Source organism: Nonomuraea coxensis DSM 45129 (assembly GCF_019397265.1).
Lineage (GTDB): Bacteria > Actinomycetota > Actinomycetes > Streptosporangiales > Streptosporangiaceae > Nonomuraea > Nonomuraea coxensis.
In genome coordinates this window covers 7,414,343-7,432,519 of the sequence record NZ_CP068985.1, presented here as the reverse complement: position 1 = coordinate 7,432,519, position 18,177 = coordinate 7,414,343, and the positions used below count along the sequence as shown (strand labels likewise).

Annotated in this window: 21 protein-coding genes and 1 tRNA gene; 13 read left to right on the top strand and 9 right to left on the bottom strand. The window is 73.4% G+C overall.

Annotation, left to right across the window (positions count from 1 at the left end):
• Window positions 1-107: 107 nt before the first annotated feature.
• Together Nocox_RS34805 and Nocox_RS34800 are read right to left on the bottom strand one after the other, a co-directional pair.
• Window positions 108-1,076: a sugar-binding transcriptional regulator gene (locus Nocox_RS34805; protein ID WP_020543920.1), complete on the bottom strand. Its 969-nt coding sequence runs from the start codon at window positions 1,074-1,076 to the stop codon at window positions 108-110.
• A 62-nt stretch (window positions 1,077-1,138) separates the two neighbouring features.
• Complete coding sequence (locus tag Nocox_RS34800) at window positions 1,139-2,131, bottom strand: helix-turn-helix domain-containing protein (protein ID WP_157383132.1); 993 nt, start codon at window positions 2,129-2,131, stop codon at window positions 1,139-1,141.
• Window positions 2,132-2,190: 59 nt separating this feature from the next.
• Between Nocox_RS34800 and Nocox_RS34795 the strand changes: the two genes are divergently transcribed.
• On the top strand, window positions 2,191-3,423 hold the full coding sequence (locus Nocox_RS34795) for an MFS transporter (protein WP_246649652.1): 1,233 nt from the start codon (window positions 2,191-2,193) through the stop codon (window positions 3,421-3,423).
• On the opposite strand, the gene Nocox_RS34790 is transcribed toward Nocox_RS34795, so the two are convergent.
• On the bottom strand, window positions 3,389-4,369 hold the full coding sequence (locus Nocox_RS34790) for a LacI family DNA-binding transcriptional regulator (protein ID WP_425517741.1): 981 nt from the start codon (window positions 4,367-4,369) through the stop codon (window positions 3,389-3,391). The two genes, Nocox_RS34795 and Nocox_RS34790, sit on opposite strands and share 35 nt — an antisense overlap.
• Before the next feature lie 67 nt (window positions 4,370-4,436).
• Here Nocox_RS34790 and Nocox_RS34785 point away from each other — a divergent pair, with 67 nt between their 5' ends.
• Entirely contained in the window at window positions 4,437-5,609 is a 1,173-nt protein-coding gene (locus Nocox_RS34785; protein ID WP_033409400.1) for a CynX/NimT family MFS transporter, read from the top strand.
• A 22-nt stretch (window positions 5,610-5,631) separates the two neighbouring features.
• On the top strand, window positions 5,632-6,282 hold the full coding sequence (locus tag Nocox_RS34780) for a hypothetical protein (RefSeq protein ID WP_020543915.1): 651 nt from the start codon (window positions 5,632-5,634) through the stop codon (window positions 6,280-6,282).
• 2 nt (window positions 6,283-6,284) lie between these two features.
• On the opposite strand, the gene Nocox_RS34775 is transcribed toward Nocox_RS34780, so the two are convergent.
• Together Nocox_RS34775 and Nocox_RS34770 are read right to left on the bottom strand one after the other, a co-directional pair.
• Window positions 6,285-6,821, bottom strand: coding sequence for a cysteine dioxygenase (locus Nocox_RS34775; protein ID WP_020543914.1), 537 nt, complete (start codon window positions 6,819-6,821; stop codon window positions 6,285-6,287).
• A complete protein-coding gene (locus tag Nocox_RS34770; protein ID WP_211212696.1) occupies window positions 6,818-7,714 on the bottom strand; it encodes an amidohydrolase family protein in 897 nt (298 codons plus the stop codon). Before Nocox_RS34770 ends, Nocox_RS34775 begins: the two co-directional genes overlap by 4 nt.
• A 188-nt stretch (window positions 7,715-7,902) precedes the next feature.
• Between Nocox_RS34770 and Nocox_RS34765 the strand changes: the two genes are divergently transcribed.
• A complete protein-coding gene (locus Nocox_RS34765; protein WP_033409398.1) occupies window positions 7,903-8,892 on the top strand; it encodes a LacI family DNA-binding transcriptional regulator in 990 nt (329 codons plus the stop codon).
• Between the two features lie 126 nt (window positions 8,893-9,018).
• Here the strand turns inward: Nocox_RS34765 and Nocox_RS34760 are convergent, their stop codons facing one another.
• Window positions 9,019-9,399, bottom strand: coding sequence for a phage holin family protein (locus Nocox_RS34760; protein ID WP_020543911.1), 381 nt, complete (start codon window positions 9,397-9,399; stop codon window positions 9,019-9,021).
• A 115-nt stretch (window positions 9,400-9,514) separates the two neighbouring features.
• On the opposite strand from Nocox_RS34760, the gene Nocox_RS34755 reads away from it, so the two are divergent.
• On the top strand, window positions 9,515-9,784 hold the full coding sequence (locus Nocox_RS34755) for a hypothetical protein (RefSeq protein WP_020543910.1): 270 nt from the start codon (window positions 9,515-9,517) through the stop codon (window positions 9,782-9,784).
• A gap of 20 nt (window positions 9,785-9,804) precedes the next feature.
• On the opposite strand, the gene Nocox_RS34750 is transcribed toward Nocox_RS34755, so the two are convergent.
• Window positions 9,805-10,563: a ferredoxin reductase domain-containing protein gene (locus tag Nocox_RS34750; RefSeq protein ID WP_026214473.1), complete on the bottom strand. Its 759-nt coding sequence runs from the start codon at window positions 10,561-10,563 to the stop codon at window positions 9,805-9,807.
• A gap of 51 nt (window positions 10,564-10,614) precedes the next feature.
• On the opposite strand from Nocox_RS34750, the gene Nocox_RS34745 reads away from it, so the two are divergent.
• The 6 genes from Nocox_RS34745 to Nocox_RS34720 all read left to right on the top strand — a co-directional run bounded on the left by Nocox_RS34745 (window position 10,615) and on the right by Nocox_RS34720 (window position 14,756).
• The gene (locus Nocox_RS34745; RefSeq protein ID WP_026214472.1) at window positions 10,615-11,007 is read left to right on the top strand and encodes an OsmC family protein; all 393 of its coding nucleotides are present in this window, start codon (window positions 10,615-10,617) and stop codon (window positions 11,005-11,007) included.
• A 304-nt stretch (window positions 11,008-11,311) separates the two neighbouring features.
• On the top strand, window positions 11,312-12,235 hold the full coding sequence (locus tag Nocox_RS34740) for a nucleoside hydrolase (protein WP_020543908.1): 924 nt from the start codon (window positions 11,312-11,314) through the stop codon (window positions 12,233-12,235).
• Between the two features lie 41 nt (window positions 12,236-12,276).
• A tRNA-Lys gene (locus Nocox_RS34735) sits at window positions 12,277-12,350 on the top strand.
• Between the two features lie 161 nt (window positions 12,351-12,511).
• Window positions 12,512-13,165, top strand: a complete 654-nt coding sequence (locus Nocox_RS34730) for a DUF433 domain-containing protein (RefSeq protein ID WP_033409472.1) — start codon at window positions 12,512-12,514, stop codon at window positions 13,163-13,165.
• On the top strand, window positions 13,146-13,595 hold the full coding sequence (locus tag Nocox_RS34725; RefSeq protein WP_020543906.1) for a DUF5615 family PIN-like protein: 450 nt from the start codon (window positions 13,146-13,148) through the stop codon (window positions 13,593-13,595). Before Nocox_RS34730 ends, Nocox_RS34725 begins: the two co-directional genes overlap by 20 nt.
• A gap of 105 nt (window positions 13,596-13,700) precedes the next feature.
• Window positions 13,701-14,756 (top strand): hypothetical protein, encoded by a 1,056-nt coding sequence (locus Nocox_RS34720; RefSeq protein WP_020543905.1) that lies wholly within the window; start codon window positions 13,701-13,703, stop codon window positions 14,754-14,756.
• Between the two features lie 4 nt (window positions 14,757-14,760).
• Here Nocox_RS34720 and Nocox_RS34715 read toward each other — a convergent pair whose 3' ends face one another.
• Complete coding sequence (locus tag Nocox_RS34715; RefSeq protein ID WP_020543904.1) at window positions 14,761-15,342, bottom strand: HD domain-containing protein; 582 nt, start codon at window positions 15,340-15,342, stop codon at window positions 14,761-14,763.
• Window positions 15,343-15,414: 72 nt separating this feature from the next.
• Here Nocox_RS34715 and Nocox_RS34710 point away from each other — a divergent pair, with 72 nt between their 5' ends.
• Together Nocox_RS34710 and Nocox_RS34705 are read left to right on the top strand one after the other, a co-directional pair.
• Window positions 15,415-16,275 (top strand): DUF4429 domain-containing protein, encoded by an 861-nt coding sequence (locus Nocox_RS34710; protein WP_020543903.1) that lies wholly within the window; start codon window positions 15,415-15,417, stop codon window positions 16,273-16,275.
• Between the two features lie 176 nt (window positions 16,276-16,451).
• Window positions 16,452-16,973, top strand: coding sequence for a phospholipase (locus tag Nocox_RS34705; RefSeq protein WP_020543902.1), 522 nt, complete (start codon window positions 16,452-16,454; stop codon window positions 16,971-16,973).
• Window positions 16,974-16,985: 12 nt separating this feature from the next.
• Here Nocox_RS34705 and Nocox_RS34700 read toward each other — a convergent pair whose 3' ends face one another.
• Complete coding sequence (locus Nocox_RS34700) at window positions 16,986-18,086, bottom strand: winged helix DNA-binding domain-containing protein (RefSeq protein WP_020543901.1); 1,101 nt, start codon at window positions 18,084-18,086, stop codon at window positions 16,986-16,988.
• Window positions 18,087-18,177 lie beyond the last annotated feature (91 nt).

The following is an 18,177-nucleotide window of genomic DNA, read 5'->3' as shown; positions in this document are numbered from 1 at the left end:
CTACTCCCGAGACGCGGACAGGCCCCGGCGACAGGGCGTGTCCTCTGGTGCGGCACACGTTAGCGCGCGGTCAGAAACTTTGTCCAGCACACTTGTTCAGGGCATCGTCAGAGCTGATGGGCGGCCGCCACCAGCCCCTCGGCCGTCGGGGTGTCCGTGACCAGCTCGTTGAAGTAGCCGCCCCTCGCGCCGGCCACGATGGACAGCACCTTCTCCGCGCCCACCGCGACCGCGATCACGGACGGGATGCGGCGCAGCTCGTCGGGCTCGGCCGCCACCAGCCGCTCACTCCCCGGGTATGTCACCGGAGCGCCGTCGCGGTCGTAGACCCGCATGCACACGTCCCCCACGGCCCGGCGCAGGCTCTCGGCGTCGCGCGGCATGAGCGAGGGCACCATCTGCCGCATGAGCGGCGCCGAGCCGACCCCGACCAGCGCGCACTTGGCCCGCGCCCACAGGTCCATGACCCGGCGCACGGACGGCTCGTGCTGCAGCGAGGAGAACAGCTCGGGGCCGGGCAGCGCGGGCGCGTAGAGGTAGGCGGGCACGCCACCCACGCGCTCGGCCAGGATGCGGGTGGTCTCGTTGGTCTGGAACCAGGGCTGGGGCTCCTCCTGGCCGCCGACGGCCGGGGCGATCGTGACGCCGGGGAACTGGCCGAGCCCTTCGCGGGCGCACTCGTACACGGTGGTGCCGGAGGAGACCAGCACGACGTCGCCCGACTCCAGCCCCACGCCGGCGAGGGCGCGGGCCACGCCGGGCGCCAGCCACGGGCCGAGTGCCGGGCCGCTGACCCTGGGCACCAGGTGGACCCGCCGCAGGTCGAGCGCCTGGGCCACCTCGTCGGCCAGCGGGCCGTCGGCCATGGTGTCGGGGCGGTGCACCCTGATCTCGACGATGCCCTGCCTGCGGGCCTCGGTGAGCAGCCGGCTCACGGTCGCCCGGGAGACGCCGAGCCGCTTGGCGATGTCGCCCTGGGTGGCGTCCTCCAGGTAGTACTGCTGCGCCGCCGCGTACATCAGCTCGTGCGGGAACCTGGCCTGCTGGGTGTCGGGGGCGGCGTCGGCGGCGTTCATGCGCCCTCCTCTGAACAAATTTGCAGAACTGATGTGCAATCACTGTTTCTTCGTGTCACAGGCTAGCCGTTGATCAGGGCATCGCCGAGTGGCGTGCGGGTGTAGAGGACGCCGCGGCCCACCCGGGCGCCCGCGATCAGGCCGGTGCGGCGCAGGGCCGCGATGTGCTCGCCCGTCGTGCCGGGGCTCTGGCCCAGCAGCGCGGCGAGCTGCGTGGTCGTCGCGGGCTCGGCAAGCTCGGCGAGGATGCGGGCGCGGCTGCGGCCGATCAGCAGCGACAGGTCCGCGTCGGGCCGGGGCGGCGCCGCGCCGAGCCCCCGCGCCGGATAGAGCAGCGCGTACGGCCACGACTCGTCCAGGTACGTGGCGATGGACGTCATGAACGCCGACGGCAGGAACAGCAGGCCCCTGCCCCCGAGGCGGTGCCGTTCGTCCCGCCCGGAGAGCATCCGCACCTCGATGTGCCCGCCGGTGGGGCCGCCCCGGCGCCAGCGGACCCGGGGGCTGAGGTCGTCCAGGGCCGCCGCCCAGCCGTAGGCGGCCAGCCGGCCCGCCCGGTAGGCCACGTCCCGCTGCAGGGCGGCGTGGAAGCGCGGCCAGTCGTGGGCGAGCACGCCCGTCCACAGGGCCTCGTACGCCTCCGCGAACAGCTCCACGACCTCCGGGCCGAGCAGCAGCTCCCGCACCCAGCCGGTGACCGGCGGACGATGGGCCAGCACCCGCTCGATCTCGGCGTGCGCCTGCGCGACCGGCGTGGCGCGCACGGTGGCCAGCTCGTCCTCGAAGGCGACGTCCACGGCGGTCGGGGGAGGGGCGATGAAGTCGACGTTCGCCGACCCGATGTTGCCGCTGACCGCGGCGGCGGCCCGCAGCGTCGGGTGGCGGCCGGCGAGCCGCGCGTACGTGCCCCGCCACCGCTCCACCCACTCCCCGTGCGGGCCCTCCGGGACGCGCCCGGCCAGCAGCCACTGGGCGTGCATGGTCTCGATCAGCGGGGAGATCGCGAACCTGCTCGCCATCAGGTCCTGCGAGGTCACCTCGATGCGCACAGGCACCCTTCGGTTATATCCGAAGAAGTCGCGCGAAGGGCGGCTTGTTCCGCACCATCGGTCGGGTGAAGGGCGCGACGTTCGGCGAGGTGTTCGCCGTCAAGGAGTTCCGGGTGCTGTTCGGCAGCTTCGTGCTGCTCATCGCCGGGGACGTGGTCAAGATGCTGGCGCTGTCCGTGCTGGTGTACGCGCGGACCGGGTCGGCGGGGCTGTCTGCGGCCGCGTACATGGCGGGGTGGCTGCCGTTCATCCTGGGCGGGCTGTTCCTGCTGTCGCTGGCCGATCGCGTGGCGCCGCGGCCGCTGATGATCGCCGGCGAGCTGGTGCGGGCGGTCACCTGCCTGGTGCTGGCGTACGTGGGGCTGCCGGTGTGGGCGCTGCTGGCGCTCGTGCTGGCCACCGGGCTGTTCTCGCCGGTGTTCTTCGCGGCGCGGGCGGCGATGCTGCCGGAGGTGCTGCCCGGCGACGCGTTCGTGCTGGGCAGGTCGGTGCTCAACGTGGCCTCGGCGGGCGCGCAGATCGTGGGCCTCGCGGCCGGGGGCGCCTTCCTGGCGGTCACCGGGCCGTCCGGGGCGCTGGCCGTCACGGCGGCCCTGTCCGTGGTGGCGGCGGTCGTGCTGCGCGCCGGCCTGCCGCACCGGCCCGCCAGGGTCGCCGCGGAGGGCGGGCGGATGACGGCCGGATGGAGCGGCGCCGTGCGCGAGACGCTGCGCGTGAACCGGCGGCTCGTCGGCGACCGGCGGGTACGCGGGCTGCTGCTCGCCCAATGGCTGCCGTGCGTGTGCCTGGCCGGGGCCGAGGCCATGGTCGTGCCCTACCTGGGCGGCCAGGGACAGGCCGGGATCGTGCTGGCGGCGGCCGCCGGCGGCATGGCGGTCAGCGAGTTCGCCGTGGGCCGCTTCGCCAGGCCGGAGCTGCGCGAGCGGCTGTCGCTGCCGCTCGCGGTGCTGCTCGGGGTGCCCTGGCTGGGCTTCGCGCTCGCGCCCGGCATCGCCTGGGCCTCGGTGCTGGCCGCACTGGGGGCGGCGGGGCTGGCGTACCAGCTCGGGCTGCAGCGGCGGTTCGTGGACGTGGCGCCCGAGGAGACGCGCGGGCAGGCGTTCGGGCTCCAGTCGGCGGGGCTCATGACGGGGCAGGCGGTGGGCGCGGCGGCCGTCGGCGCGCTCGGCGAGGCGGCCGGCCCCGGGACGGCCATCACGATCGCGGGCGCCGGCGGCATCCTGGTGGCGCTGGCCCTGGCCGGCGTCCTGCGCCCGCCGGCGCTCACGGGGGAAGCTCGCCCGAGCCACGCGGGATGAGGCGGACCGGGAGCCGGACGTGCTCGGGCGGCCCCTCGTCGCCGCCCAGGCGGCGGAACAGCAGCTCGGCCGCCACCCGCCCCATCCTGGCCGGGTCCTGCGCGACGACCGTCACCCCGGGCCGCAGCAGGTCGGCCAGCTCGAAGTCGTCGAAGCCCACCAGCGCCACCTTCCGCCCGGCGAGCGCCCGCAGCGCCGTCACCGTGCAGCGGCCGTTGCCGGTGAAGATCGCGGTGGGCGGCCGGTCCAGGGCGAACATGCGCGCCAGGTCCGCCCGCATCGCCTCCTCGGCCGGTGGCCGCATCGCGACGAGGCGGGGGTCGTACCGGCCGCCCAGCGCGTCCCGGTAGCCGCGGTGGCGCTCGGCGGCGGTGTGGATGGCCGGGGCGTCCCCGACGAAGGCGACGCGCTCGTGGCCCTGCCCGAGCAGGTGGCGTACGGCCGCCTCCGCCCCGCCCGCGTTGTCGGCGAGCACGGTGTCGGCGTCGAGCCCCGCGCCGGGCGGCCGGTCGGCGAAGACCGCCTTCGTGCCCGCCTCCAGCTCGGGCCGCAGCCAGCCGTGGTCGGCCCCGGCCGGCACGACGATCAGCCCGTCCACCCGCCGGGCGCAGAACGTCTCGACCAGCTCCCGCTCGCGCCCGGGCTCCTCCCCGGACGAGCCGCTGAGCAGCAGGCAGTCGTGCGCGATCGCGACGTCCTCGACGGCCCGGCCGAGGCTCGCGTAGAACGGGTCGGCGACGTCCCCGATGACCAGCCCGATCGTGGCGGTCCTGCCCCTGCGCAGCACCCGGGCGCTCTCGTTGCGGCTGTAGCCCAGCCGGCCGATGGCCGCGCGGACCCGCTCGGCCGTCGCGGGATGGACGCCGGGCTCGCCGTTGACCACCCGCGAGACGGTCTTCAGCGCCACGCCCGCCGCCGTCGCGACGTCCTTCATCGTCGGTCTCACGCCTGGATCATGTCTCACCGTACGGGGGCGGACAACGCTGTCAGGGCGTGTGCCAGAGTGGACGCTTATGTCGTTGCGATCTGTGGTGCTCGTGGCCGGGTTCGTGCTGGCCGCGCTCAACCTGCGCCCGGCCATCGCGGGCGTCTCCCCTCTCCTCGACGAGATCATGGGGGACGTGGGCCTCTCGCCGGCGGGCGGCGGCGCGATCACCACCGTGATGGTGGTCTGCCTGGGCGTGTTCGGCCCGGTCGCGCCCCTGCTGGCGCGGCGGATCGGGCTCGACCGCACGCTGCTGGCCGGGCTGCTCGTGATCGCCTGCGGCGTGGCGCTGCGCGGCCTCGACGGGGCGCCGGTGCTCTACCTCGGCTCGGCGCTGGCCGCCACCGCGATCGCCGTCATGAACGTCTCCATGCCCGGCGTCGTCAAGCAGCACTTCCCGTCCCGGATCAACGTGATGACCGGCGTCTACGTCTCCGCCGTCGTGGCCGGCGCGGCCGTCGCCTCGGCCGTGGTGATCCCGGTCGAGCGGCTCACCGGGTTCGGCTGGCGCGGGGTGACGGCGCTGCTGGCCGTGCCCGCCCTGCTGGCGGCGCTGCTCTGGCTGCCGCAGGCGCTCCGCGGCAGGCCCGCCCGGTCGGACGGCCCGCGCCCCTACGGCACGGTGCTGCGCAGCCGCGTCACCTGGTACGTCACCGCGCTCATGGGGCTGCAGTCCCTCACCTTCTACGTCGTCCTGGCCTGGCTGCCGACGATCTTCATGGAGCGGGGCGTGCCCGCCGAGCAGGCCGGCTACCTGCTCAGCCTGACGAACCTGGTGCAGGTCGCCGCCTCGCTCGCGGTCCCGGTGCTGGCCGGGCGGCGGGCCTCGCAGGTGCCGTACGTGGTGGGCGCGGGCGTGCTGACCGTGCTCGGCTACCTCGGCGTGCTGCTGGCCCCGACGACCCTCCCGTGGCTGTGGATGATCGTCCTCGGGCTCGGGCAGGGCGCGTCGTTCGCGCTGGTGCTGCTCATCATCGCGCTGCGCCCGGCGGACCCGGCCGCGGTGACGGCGCTGTCGGCCGTGGCCCAGTCGGTCGGCTACGTGGTCGCCGCCCTCGGCCCGCTGCTCTTCGGCTACCTGCGCGAGCTGTCCGGCGGCTGGAGCGTGCCGCTGACGGTGGCGCTGGGGGTGCTGGCGGCGCAGATCGTGGCCGGCTGGTTGGCCGGCCGCCCTGCTACGTTAGGGCCGGGCCGGCCTTGAGTGAGCGGGAAGGGAGTCCTGGGTGCTGACCGACGCGCTGCGGCGCATGGCCGACGCCCGTGGCGGGGTGCTCGGCGTCGAGCCCGGCCTGGTCATCGAGCCGGACGAGACCTGGACACCGGTCGCGGAGCTGCTGCGGGAGCCTCACACGCTGCTGGACGAGCTGATCGACGAGACGGCCAGGCGCTGGGACGCGCCCCGCCACGTCGGCGCGGCGCTGTTCTGGAAGACGTTCAGCTACTGGCACACGCTGCCCATGGCGCTCGGCTGGGCGCTGGACGGGCGGGTGCCGGTCATGCGCCTGGAGGAGACGTGGTTCAAGGTCTCCGAGGCCGGCGTGACGATCGCGGCCACCCGCGTGGCCTGGACCGACGGCACGGACGCCATCGGCGAGGCGCTGGCCGGCACCCAGCGGCCGCTGGTCGCCGCCATCAGCGGCCGGGCCAGGGTGGGCGCGCGCACGCTGTGGGGCTCGACGGCCGAGGCGTTCGCGCACCCGCTGACCACCGTCGTGCGCGGCGACTACATGGAGCTGCTCAGGCGGATCGGGCGGCCGGTGGACGGCCTGATCGAGCCGGCGGGCGACGGCTACTTCCGCAGGACCTGCTGCCTGTGGATCGTGCTCCCCGACGTGGAGCCCTGCGGAAGCTGCTGCGTCCTGCGCCCGCGCTGACCTCAGGCCACCTCGGCGTCGTCCAGGGGCCGCAGCTCGTCGGCGTAGCTCACGGACACCCGCCGCATCACGCCGGTGCCGTCGATCGAGTACTGCCCGAGCCGCCAGAGCGGCGGCGAGTAGGCGTGGATGGAGACGCTGCGCTCCACCGCCCCGGTCAGCCGGTGGATGTGGTCGGGCCCGAACGAGAACGACTGCCCCTCCGTGACCACCGTCTCCAGGTGCTCGCCGCCGATGCGCGGGTTGCACTCGCGCAGCGCGCCCCGCACCACCCGCACCGCGCCCGAGGAGATGTCGTGGTCGTGCCAGCCGGTGTCGTCCTCGGGACGCCAGCACAGGACCCACACGTCCACGTACGCGTCGCGGTGCAGCGAGGCGTAGTGCCGCCCGCCGTCCTCCGGGAAGTCCACCAGCTCCTCCCACTCCTGCGGGGCGGCGGCCAGCCGGTCCACCAGGTCGCGCAGCTCGCGCCGGTCGAGCGTGCGCTCGGGGAGGGCGTGGCAGGTCCCCCCGTCCTGCTGGATCTGGTCGGTGCTCACGTACGTGTCTCCTCTCTGGACGGTGGAACGGCCGCCCCGGGGCGGCCGCCCAGCAGGCGGCGGGGATTGGTGACGCGGATGGCGTGGGCGGCGGCGGCGCCGAGGCCGGGGTCGGGCGCGGTGGCGTAGGGGGCGTCGGAGCCGTTGACGACGACGTCGATCCCCAGCTCCCTGACGATCGCGTCGATCGCGCGCGGGCCGTAGGAGGAGGTCTCGACGAACGCGCCGGGGTCGACCAGGCCGCGGCCGGAGCCGCCCCTGGCCAGCAGCCGCTCCGAGTGCAGCGGCGCGAGGCCGGCGAGCAGCGCGAAGCACACGCGCAGCCGCGGGTGCCGGGGCCGGACGACGGCCTGGAAGTGGTGCCACGCCTGGTGCATCTGCTGCACGTACGGGACCACCGCCGGCCACCACGGCGGCGCGCCCCCGGGGACGCGCGCGGGGCCGGGGTGCACGAACAGCGGCAGGTCGCGGCCGGTCAGCACCTCGAGCAGCCGGTCGTCGGGCACGGCGGTCGCCGGGATCTGCAGCCCGGCGCAGCCGCGGTCGAGGTCGGCCGCCAGCCGGTCGGGGTCGGGCTCGCTGTGGCAGGTGGCCGCCCACACCCCGAACGGCTCACCGAGCCCGAGCGCCCCCTCGTGGTGGGCGTCGAGCAGCGGCCAGCACTCCTCCGGCGGCAGGAACTCGATGCCGAGCGGGCTCGACAGCGACACCAGCGCCAGGTCCAGTCCGGTGGTGTCGCGGCGCTCGTGGTCGGCCGGGTTCACCTCGTAGGGGGGCTCGCCGTCGAGGATCAGCGTCCAGCCGTCGAGCCGGGGCGGTGCCGTGCGCGCCCGCAACGCCGCCACGAACGCGCCCGTCCACAGATGCTGATGGACGTCGATCCCGCCGCTCACGATCACCCCTCCCCTAATTTCCTACTAGTATTACATACAAACCTGCTGTCCAGGGAAGGTGCACGAGTGAAGCGATTCAGTGATTCGGTTCAGTGAAACGCTTCACCTGATCGCTGTCAACGGCCGTGCCCATCGTGCTCGTCACCGGGAAACCCGATTCTGTCGGCGGCAGGCAATAGGCTGGCGTAATGCCTCGCAAGAGAGCGACGATCCGTGAAGTGGCCCAGGCCACCGGCCTGTCGCCGGCGGCCGTCTCCTACGCGCTGCGCGGCCTTCAGGTCTCGGAGGAGACCATGGAGCGCGTGCGCGCCGCGGCGGCCGAGCTGGGCTACGAGGCCGACCCCATCGCCAGGGCCCTGGCCAGCGGGCGCAGCGGGATGATCGGCCTGCTCTGCGGGTCGCTCGAAGACCTCTGGCAGCAGTCGCTCGCGGTCGGCATCAGCAGAGGGCTGCGGGAGAAGGACCGCTACGCCCTGATCCTCGACGCGGTCGGCGACCCGGCCCGCGAGCGCGCCCTCGCGCAGCAGCTCCGCGACCAGCGCGTCGACGGCATGATCGTGCAGCCGCTCGACCCGGCGGCCGGGTTCTGGCGTGAGCTGTGCGAGTCGCTGCCCGTGATCGCGATCGGCGACTCGCTGCCCGGCACCGCGGGAGAGGTCGTCTTCGACAACCGGCGCGGCGTCACCCTCGCCCTTGAGCACCTGCGCGACCTCGGCCACCGGCGCATCGCCGTGCTCACCCCCACCCGGGCCAGCACCCCCGACCGGCCCGCCGACGTCCACGTCACCGCCGAGGCCGAGCGCCTCGGGCTCGACATCGAAGTCTCCACCGCCCCCCACGGGATGACCGCCGCCACCGAGGCCGCCCGCGGCATCCTGCTCGGCAGGAAACCGAGCGCCGTCTTCTGCTTCGCCGACTCCATCGCCTACGGGGTCTATGCGGCGGCGCAGGAGCTCGGGCTGTCGATCCCCCGCGACGTGTCCGTCATGGGCTACGACGACCACCCCATGTCGGGGCTGCTCACGCCGGGGCTGACCACGGTCGACTGGGACATCGACGGGATCGTCCGCGCCGCCGTCCGCCTCACGGCCGCCGCGGCCGACGGCGCGACCCGCCGCCGCCGCGTCGTCCAGTCCCCGACCCTCCGTCCCCGGGCCTCCACCGCCCTCCGCCCCTGAGCTCGTCTGTCACCCGCCCGCGCGAGGACCGAGGGCGTGGCGGGAGGCGGTGAGGCCGGCGGCCAGCGGACCTGCGCGCACGTCAGTCCGGCGCCGTCGAGCAGGACCACCGCCGGCATCGGAGGATCAGTCGCCGTCGGGGAGGATCAGCCCGAGCAGCCAGCTCACGACGCTGACGATGATCGCGCCCCAGAAGGCCGCCGGGTAGAAGTTGTCCACGTGGAAGGGGATGTCGAGCTGGGTGGAGATCCAGCTCGTCAGCAGCAGCATGGCCGCGTTGATCACGAGCAGGAACAGGCCGAGGGTCAGGACGATGACGGCGCAGCCGAGCGCCTTCACGATGGGTTTGACGATGGCGTTCACGACGCCGAAGATGAGCGCCACGAGCAGCAGGACGCCCCAGTACTGCGCGGAGTTGGCGGGGGCGCCGACGTCGATTCCGGGGATGAACTGGACGGCGACCCAGAGGGCCACCGCCGCCGCGATGGTTCGGATGATGAATCTCACGCTGCTTGATACTCCCACTTGCGCTCGGCACCGCGATAGGGCTGCCGCTGACTACGTGCCCGGTCGGTTATCGCCGCCCCCGCAAGGGGAAGAGGCGGGCGGGGGAAGGAGCGAGATGGACGCGAACGGGCTCGAGTCTCTGCCGGCACACGAGTTGCACGAGCGCGCGGTGCGGTACGCCGTGCGTCACGGTGATCTGGGGTTCCTGTGGGAACTGCTGAAGGTCATCCCGGCGGCGGAGGCCGCCTCAGGTCACGAGACGGACGCCGACCTGACGAAGGTGTCGGCGCTGCTGGCGGACGCCATCGCGGCCGGGGAGGGCGAGCTGGGCGAGGCGCTGCGCCCGGTGTACCTGAACTATCTGCGCGAGCACCCCGACGCCTAGCGGCGCCTCCGGGACAACGGTCACCTCGCCTCCTCGTCCGCGGCCCACGGCGGCAGGCCGGGGGCGAGGGCGGGCCGGGCCTTCAGCCGCGAGGTGAACCGGACCCGCGACCGGGGCACGGCCAGGCGGGTCAGCGCGCCCCCGACGTAGCGCTGGAACGGCCGGGGACCGGCCACCACGACGTCCCGCTCGGCGAGGTCGGGGATCTCGCGGGCCAGCCCTGAGGCGCTGATCCGCTCCTTGGCCCGCGGGTCGTGCTCGGCGCCCTCGACGAGGACGAGCCGGCGCCGGGCCGCGAGGTCGCGCAGCTCGTCGGTCACCCGGTCCGTACGGTAGATCGCGACCGTGTCGCCGCCGTCGAGCCGGGCCCGCAGCGCGCCGGCGTCGAGGCCGGTGGCGATCAGCAGGGTGCCCCTGGTGGCGGCGCGGCTGAGCGCGTGGCCGCGCAGCGCCGTCACGGCGGCCACGGCGTACAGCAGGAGCGAGCCGGCCTGGACGAGGCCGGGGGCGCCGGTGGACGCCCCGGACTGCTGGGCGACCAGCAGCGCGCCGGAGAGATAGCCGGCGAGCAGCAGCCGCTGCCTGGCCTCCGGGCTGCGGAGCCGTCCGGCGGCCTTGACGGTGAGGAAGCCGACCGCCACGAGCAGCGCGGCGGCCAGGTAGGCCGCGGGCCTCCAGAGCTGGCCGGGGCCCGGCTGGTTCGCGCCGATCTCCGCGACCGCGACACCGCACCAGAACAGGACGGGACCGTGATGATGAGCGTGCGCCTGGCTTGCCATGTCTCCACGGTGCTGAACGAACATGAAAGCTTTCTGAGTAGGGTCTGAAACATGGCTAACGTGTGGGTCGAACGGACCGAGGACGGCGGATTCCGGGCCACCAACGCCCGTGGGGCAGAGGTGCGCATCGGCGGCGGCGACGACGAAGGGGCTTTCACGCCCGTGGAGCTGCTGCTGGCGGCCGTGGGCGGCTGCAACATCGTCACCGTCGAGCCGCTCACCGCCCAGCGCGGGCACCGGCTGGTGCGGCTGGCGATGACGGTGGAGGCACAGAAGGTCGAGCAGAACCGGCTGGGCCCGGTGACGATCACCTACGACGTGGAGCTGCCGTCGGAGGCGGCCGACGAGGTGTTCCGCGCGGTGGCCGGGCGGGTGCACGACAAGTACTGCACGGTGAGCACGTCGCTCCAGGACGGCACGGAGGTTCGGCTGGAGCTGCCCTAGTCGGGAGCTTCCTGAGTCGGATTAAACAGATATTCGACCCCGTTATGACGCGACCGTTGCATTCGTCTCGGTAGCGTTGTAGCAGGTCAGGAGCACAGAACTGGGTTTCTGGCCGAACGACCTTCACCGAAGCGGACGCGGAGGGGGACCGCGAGCCGCAAGTGCGGGACCGCCGGTGTTTTTGGGGGAAGACACCGGCCTGGACCGCCACCGATCGGGCCGGGCAGATTTGGGGGAACTGCCCGGCCCGATCCATGCCCGCACCCGGGCGCCTCGCGCGCCCGGGTGCGTATCCTCCGAACCTGTGAAGAGAGTTCTCCTCGACTGCGATCCCGGCATCGACGACGCCCTCGCCCTCGCCCTGATCGCCGGCTCCCGCGACGCCCTCGACCTGGTGGGCGTCACGACGGTGGGCGGCAACGTGGACCTCTCGCTGACCACGGCGAACGCGCTGGCGCTGCGCGAGTTCCTGGACCTCGGGGACGTTCCGGTGACGCCGGGCAGCCCCGGCGCGACGCCCCGGCGCACCGTACGGGCCGCCGTCCACGGCACGAGCGGGCTCGGGGACGCGGTGCTGCCCGCACCCGTACGCGGTCCGTCGCCCGGCCACGCGGCCGGCTTCATCGTGGACGCGCTGCGCTCCGCCCCCGGCGAGATCACGCTGGTGTGCGTGGGCCCCCTGACGAACCTCGCCCTCGCCGTCCGCGCGGAGCCCCGCATCGTGGAGTGGGCCCGCGACCTGGTCGTCATGGGCGGCTCCTACACCGGCGGCGACCGCGTCCCGGCCGCCGAGTTCAACGTGCTCACCGACCCCGAGGCCGCCGCGACCGTCTTCGCGGCCGGCTGGACCGTCACGGCGGTGGGCCTGGACGTGACCCTGTCGGCCGTGGTGAACACCGCCGTGCTCGACCGGATGCGCCCGCTCGGCAGGCTGGCGGAGCTGCTGGTGCCGGGGGTGCGGTCGTACAAGGAGGTGACGGACGACGACGGGCCGGCCATCCATGACGCCTGCGCGGTCGCGTACGTGCTGGACCCGTCGCTGTTCACCTGCGTCCCCGCGGCCGTGACCGTCGAGACGACCGGCCTCCACACCCGCGGCACGACCGTGACGGACCTCGACCCGGCAGGCCGCCGGGCGAACGCCCTGGTAGCGACCGCCCTGGACGTGCCGGGCTTCTGGGACCTCGTGCTCGCCGCGTACGGGAGGCTGGCGGCCCGTCTCGGTTGATGTGCGAGCACCGCTCCGCGGCTGATACAGTTACTCGTGTTGCGCCGCTAGCTCAGTTGGTCAGAGCAGCTGACTCTTAATCAGCGGGTCCGGGGTTCGAGTCCCTGGCGGCGCACCCACTTCACATCAGGCTCGGTTGCCGTCACGGCAGCCGGGCCTGATTTTTTTATGGGCCGGACGCTTCCGCCGGCCGATCAACACGGAGTAATGGCGCGTGAACCGTGGGGATGTTTGCGATGATGAAGGAGGCCGGGTCAGGCGAGGGAGGTGAAGTGGGTGTCCTACAGTCCGAAGCTGGCGGCGGCATTGTCGGGGGCCACACTTCGTCAGCTCGCGCACTGGCGCAAGGCCAGTTCCGGCCGTGGCGCCGTGCTGGTGCCGGAGGTCTCGCCGGTGCGTCCTGTGCTGTACTCGTTCCGCGATCTCGTGGCGTTGCGTACGTGTGTGAAGCTGCGCCAAGACGCGTCCTTGCAGAAGATCCGCCGGGCGCTCGACACGCTCCGCGACGGCCTGCAGGAGCGTGAGCATCTGTCGGCTTACCAGCTGGTGACCGACGCTTCGACGATCTACTTGGTCGAGCAGGGTCAGGCCACCGATCTGGTGCATCGCACGGCCAACGTCGTCATTCATGACATGGTCGAGGTGCTGCGGCCGTTCTACCGGGATGGACGGCACATTCCGGATCTGCTGCGTCCTCGGGAGCACGTCACGGTCGACCCGGCGGTTCGCGGGGGGATGCCGGTGATCGAAGGGACCCGGGTGCCGTACGACGAGATCGCGGCGCTGCTGCGGGATGGCGTCCCGGCTGAGCGGATCGCTGACTACTACCCCAGCGTGTCGGCCACCGCGGCGCTGGACGCCGCCGACTTCGCCGACTACGTCGACAGTTACGAGCCTCCCAGGGAGCAGCATGAGGCTGCTGCTGGATGAGAACGTCCCCCGTCCGCTGCACCAGGTCCTGACGAGCTTCGTACTGAACCACGACATCGTCCACCTGCTGGATCTTCCCGGCTGGGCGGGCACGCGCGATGAGACCCTGTATCCGCGAGCCGCGGCCGAGGGGTTCCACGTGGTTCTCACCAACGACGCCCGGCAGATGCAGCGACCGCGGGAAGTGGCCGCTGTCGCCGCCTCCGGCCTGCACCGGGTCGAATACCCGCACAAGCACCCTGGGCTGGTCGGAATGGGCGTCGCGATCGCGACGGTCGCCGCGGGCTTACCGAGCGCACTGGCGTTACTGGAAAAATCCAGCGGACCGCGCTTGATCACTTTGCGAGGCGTCGATCCCACGGTGGCGAGCCGGCTGCGGGTGATCGATCCTGCGCTGAACTCACCCAAGTTCTGGCCCACGTCTTCGTAGCCTGCGCTCAGGTCGTTTCGGCGGCAACCGGATCGTCTGCTGCTCGTAACCGGCGCAACCCCGAAAGAGCGACGTACGTCACCCTTCATGTCATAGCCTTCCGCAATGCTCGATCAACTCTCCGACGAACTGCACCGCGCCGCGGCCGACCGGAACCCCCTTCGCCTTCTCGACATCCTGCCCAGGCTGTACGCCGCCGCCCGGACCGCCGACGAGCCGGCGCTGTCGGCCGTGCTCGCGCGGCTCGGGGACCTCTTCGAGCGGGTCCCCGTCAGGATCGGCGCCCGCCTCGGCGTGCTGTGCGGCGCGCTGGCCGAGCTGGGTGGCGATCCTGAGCCGGTGGCCGCGCCGCTGGTCGCCGAGCTGGCCGACTGCCTGGAGCTGGCCGGCACGTTCGCCGCCCACTGGCGTACGGCGACCGGTGAGGCGCCGCCCGAGCCGGTGGCCGACGACCACGGCTGGACCGAGGCCGCGGCCGACCGGCTGACCGCCGCGCCGCTCACCCGCGAGGCCGCCGTGGAGCTGGCCGACGCCTGGTCGCTGGCGCGGCTGCGGAGCCTGCCCGTGCTGTCGATCCTGCAGCTCTCGCCCCGGCTGCGGCACGCGCTGCCCGGCCGCGAGCGGCTGATCGCCGCCCTCGGGACGGTGCTGGACGAGCGCCCCGACCTGGAGCTGCTGGCCGGGCTGCTGCGCGTCCTCGACGACGAGCGGCTGATCGTGCTGCACCGGCCCACCGGCCGCGGCTACGAGGTCGTGATCGGCGGGATCGGCGACAACGTCCAGCTCCAGACGCTGCTCGCCGACGTGCTGAGCGGTCCGGGCGCCGAGGGCCTGCTGGAGGGGGTGCGGCCGGACCCGGCGTGGGTGCGCGCCGCGACCGACGGGCCCGCGGACCCGGCAGCGCCGCCGGTGCGCGGCCCGTTCGCCCTGGTGGACAGGCACGGCCGGCGGATCTGGGACGAGGGCCGCCCGGCCGACATCCCCCGCCTGGACGGGGTGCGCGTGCTCGTCCTGGACGCGCCCGCCTACCGGCGGTCGTGGAGCCCCGGCCGGATCTACCCGATGATGCGGCCGGACGTGCGCCTGCGCAGGGTCCTGCCCGCCGGCGAGGCCGCCGCCTGGCTGTCCAGGGTCGCCCCGGGGGCGCGCGTCCCGGCGTGAGCGGTCAGGCGGGCCAGCGTTCGACGCGGCGCCAGAGCCGGCGCCACTCGGCGTACCACTCCGCGAACCAGGGGTGGGCGCCGGCCAGCGGCAGCACGTACGCGACCGTCTCCAGGTAGTAGCGCCGCTGGAACCGCCACGGCATGCGCTGGAGCTCCTGCACGTTGCTCGCCCGGTCGGCCAGCTTGACCAGCACGGCCTGCGGGGGAGCCTGGACGAGGGCGGCGAGGTAGTCGGCCTTGGACGTGCCCGGCCGCCGGGTCACCCACCGCACCAGCTCGGTGATCTCCACGCCGAAGCGCCGGGCGAGCTCCCGCTCGGTGCACGGGGTGTCCTCCAGCACGTCGTGCAGCACGGCGGCGACCAGCACGTCCCGCTCGCGCACCCCCGCCCCGCACACGGCGATCTCCAGCGCCTCCAGCAGATGCTCCACGTACGGCCGGCCGGTCGGCCGCTGCTGCACCCCGTGGCACCGGCCCGCGAACGCCACCGCCTCGCGCAGCGCCTCCACCGTGGGGCCGGGCAGCGCGCCCCGGAGCGGGCCCTCCGCCTGCCTCCAGGAGGGCCAGCTCGTGAAGATCTCCATCCCGCTCCTTCTCCGGCCGGCGAGGGCCCGTAGCCGTCAACGCCTCCCCGCGCGTTGTCCTAGGGTGAGGATATGGCCGAGATCGCCGTCCCCGACGGGTCATGGACGTTCAACGGTGACCTTCTGCGCATCGTGCCCGGCAGCGGGAAGGACGTGCACGAGCTCCGCCGGACGCTGGGCGCGGTCGCGGTGCCGCGCGAGGCGATCGCCGGGGTGACGTTCGAGCCCGCCCGCAAGGGCGGTCACCTGCGGCTGCGGCTGCGCAAGGGGGCCGATCCGCTCTCCGACGCGGTGGCGGGGACGCTCGGGCCGCCCGCGGACCCCTACCGGCTGGCGGTGCCGAGGACCCGCGCGGGCGCGGCCGAGTACTTCGCCGACGAGGTGCGCGACACGCTGGAGATCTACCAGCAGCCCAGCGGCCCCTGCGAGGAATACCTGCTGCCCGGCCCCGACGTCCCCATCTCGGCCACCGCGGGCGACGGCACGGTGATCTTCGACGGCGAGCGGGTGCGGCTGGAGTGGACCGGCTTCGCCGCGTCGGAGAAGGAGAAGGCGGGGCCGCAGGAATACCCGCTGTCGGCGGTGACGGGCGTGGAGTGGAAGCCGCAGTCCGGCATGGGCTACGGCACCCTGCGCTTCCGCGTCAAGGGCGAGGGCCCGACGCAGCAGCCGCAGAAGGACCTGCGCTGCATCTCGTGGGGCATCCAGCGCTTCGGCGGGGCGAGCGCCCTGGTCGCCGCGGCGGTGCTGGCCCGCCTGCCGCGCGAGCTGCCGCCGGAGCTGCCTCCCGTCCCGGCCCCCGGCGGGGATGTGCACGACGCCGTCCTGCGCCGCCTCGCCGAGCTGGGCGAGCTGCACCGCGCGGGCGTGCTGACGGACGAGGAGTTCGCCTCCGCCAAGCAGGCCGTGATCCGCCGCCTGCACGAAACCTGACCGACCTGCCTGACCACGGAACGGCGAAGCCGTAAAGGGCGACGTTCCGCCAATCACCGTGCGGAAATTGAGCACTTTCTGCTTCTGCGTTACCCGGTTTTCCCCTTCATCGTAAGGACGTCGCGCGAATCTGATCGAAGTCCTCACGTTTCCCCGGGCAGGAGAAGCAGATTCCCATGGTCCGACGTTGCCTCGCCACGCTCTTTGCCGCCGCGATCTCCCTGACCACCGTGTTCGGGCTGCCCGCCCACGCGGTGACGCTGGAGCAGAAGCTCGCCGCGCTCTCCGGGTTCAGCCAGCCCACGACGCCGAGCGCCCTCGCGTGGCGCTCGGCGTGGGAGAACCAGGCCGCCTGGGCCGACTACGCCTTCGACTGGTCCACCGACCTGTGCTCCAGCAGCCCCGACCAGCCGCTCGGCTTCGACTTCCGCATGCCCTGCCGCCGGCACGACTTCGGCTACCGCAACTACAAGTCCGTGAGCCAGTTCCCGGCGAACAAGCCGCGCATCGACGACGCCTTCTACTACGACCTGCGGCAGGTGTGCGCGGCGTACTCCGGGGCCTCCAAGACCACCTGCGACGGGCTCGCCTGGACGTACTACCAGGCGGTCCGGCAGTTCGGCAGCCTCGTCGTCACCGACGAGCAGATCGCGGAGGTCGAGCGGACGGCCGCGCTGCCCGCCGCCGCCACCTCCTGACCGGCCCCCGGGTCAGCCCATGGAGGAGGCGTTGAAGAAGGCCACCTCGTGCTCGTCGCCGGGCGCGAGGAAGGCCAGCAGCGCCAGCGCCTCCTTCTCGACCTCGTCCCGCTCCCTGATCGGCTGCCAGGCGTGCACGTTGAGCGTGGCGACGCCCCTGGCCCTGCGGTACGTCCAGTCGCCGGCGGTGAAGCCGTCCACCAAGATCATCCGGGGCTGGACGTTCGTCCCCGCGAAGCGGCCCAGCACGGCCCCGCCGACGTCGCTGATGACCCGCGAGCGGTCGGCGTACGACAGGAACAGGTTGTCGAAGTCGTACATCAGCCGCACCGGCGCGGGCACGTCCTCGGGCGGGCGGGGAGCGTCGGGCAGGTCGTAGACGACGCGGCCGGACCCGTCGTCGAAGCGCCTGAGGTCCAGCGTCTCCACGACCTCCGACAGCCGGGTCAGCCCCGACCAGGTCTGCATGTCGAGGACCGAGGCGGGCCCGAACGCCGCCAGGTAGCGCCTGACCAGCTCGCCCGCCGCCATCGCCGGGGCGCGGAAGCCGAGCCACGACTCGGCGCTGGTGTGGGCGACCGGCCCGCTGCGGCCCCACACGCCGCGGGGCGGCACCTGCACCAGCGGCACCAGCGAGCGCACGCCCTGGCCGAGCGCCTGCGGGTCGGCCTGCGGCCAGCGCCCGGCGAGCTCGCGCCCCAGCTCGGCGAAGGTCATCGACCGCGACTCCAGCAGCTCGCGCCCGGCCTCGGCCAGCTCCTCCAGGTCGACCCCGGACAGCCGCTTGCCGAACACGCTGCGCGTCATGCGCGTGGTGACCGGCTGGAGCAGCGGCCGCATGGCCAGGCAGTCGCGGGCGCTGACCAGGTGGATGGTCGAGCGGTGCAGCGCGATGCGGACCAGCTCGCGCGAGAGCAGCAGCTCCCCGGCCGCCGCCGGGTCGAAGCCGGCGATGCGGTTCCACAGGCCGGTGTACCACGTGTGCGGGGTCTGCGCCTGCAGCCCGGCCAGGTGCTCGACGACGTCGACCACGCCGCGGTCGGTGCGGCTCAGCAGGAACTGGCGCTCCAGCGTGGCCCGGTTGAGGGCCCTGCGGCTGATGAGGGGATCCATGAGGACCAAGGTAGGGCCAATCGCGGTCGATCACAGGCCGCAATGGCACGTTTGCTCTGGGTCAATTCTTCCGGCCGGGGCTCCGGGCGCC